Below are 1,542 nucleotides of genomic sequence, written 5' to 3' on the forward strand. Positions count from 1 at the left end.
CCGCCACCACCACGGCCAACCCGCCACCAGCCTCGCCTGGGGCTACTGGAAACACACCACCAACCTCACCCACCACCTCACCACCACCGAAATCCGCAAAGTCACCCACAGCACCCACTCCCTCGAAACCGACCACGCCCTCCATCTGTTCGACACCGCCCTGACCGCACCCCACCCCCACCAGCTGTGCATCCCCCTCAACCTCACCGCCCTCCGCACCACCGACCACCTCCCCCCACTCCTACGCGACCTCGCTCCCCGCCCAACCCGACGTACCGCTGCGGCCCATTCCCCCACCGCCACCGGCAGTTCCCTGGCCGACGAGCTCGCTGCGCTGCCCGAAGCCGATCAGCGACGCCGTCTGCTCGCTCTCGTCCGCACCAACGTCGCCGCCGTCCTCGGCCACAACACCCCCGATGCCATCGACCCCCAACGCCCCTTCAAGGAACTCGGCTTCGACTCCCTCACTGCGGTAGAGCTCCGCAACCGCCTCACCAACACCACCACCCTCCGCCTCCCCGCCACCCTGATCTTCGACCACCCCACCCCCCACACCCTCACCACTCACCTCCTCAACCAACTCCTCAACACAGCAACCCGAACCACCACCTCCCGAACCACCACTCACACCAGCACCGCCACGGCAGATGAGCCCATGGCCATCGTCGCCATGGCCTGCCGCTACCCCGGCGGAATCCGCAACTCCCAGGCACTGTGGGATCTGGTCCACTCCGGCATCGACGCCGTCGGCGAACTTCCGACCAATCGCGGTTGGGATCTCGACAACCTCTACGACCCCGACCCCGACGCCACCGGCAAGACCTACGCCCGCCACGGCGCCTTCCTCCACGACGCCGACCAGTTCGACGCCGACTTCTTCCACATGAACCCCCGCGAAGCCCTGGCCACCGACCCCCAACAACGCCTCCTCCTCGAAACCGCCTGGGAAGCCTTCGAGCACGCCGGCATCAACCCCGCCACTCTCCACGGCACCAACACCGGCGTCTTCACCGGAGTCATCTCGCAGGACTATCTGCTGCGGCTCCATCAGAGCCCGGAAGGGCTTGAGGGCTACATCGCCACCGGCAGTTCGGGCAGCGTGGCCTCGGGCCGGGTGGCTTACACGTTCGGGCTCGAGGGACCGGCGATGACGGTCGACACCGCCTGCTCCTCATCCCTGGTGGCTCTCCACCTGGCCGCCCAGGCACTGCGCAACGGCGAATGCGACATGGCGTTGGCCGGCGGTGCCACCATCATGGCCACCCCCGGCACCTTCCAGGTCTTCTCCCGCCAACGCGGCCTGGCCCCCGACGGACGCTGCAAGCCCTTCGCCGACGCCGCCGACGGCACCGGCTGGGGCGAAGGTGTCGGCCTAATACTGCTGGAACGCCTCTCCGACGCCCAACGCAACGGCCATCCGGTCCTCGCTGTGCTGCGCGGATCCGCCGTCAACCAGGACGGCGCGTCCAACGGCCTGACCGCCCCCAACGGCCCCTCCCAGCAACGCGTCATCGAACAAGCCCTCACCAACGCCCGACTGAC

General features: G+C 68.3%; 1 protein-coding gene. It reads left to right on the forward strand.

All coding sequences use genetic code 11. From position 1 onward, the window contains the following. A partial coding sequence (locus ACWD0J_RS41240; protein WP_451500999.1) for a beta-ketoacyl synthase N-terminal-like domain-containing protein occupies positions 1 to 1,542 on the forward strand: 1,542 nt, incomplete at both ends.

The organism is Streptomyces sp. NPDC003011 (assembly GCF_053591515.1).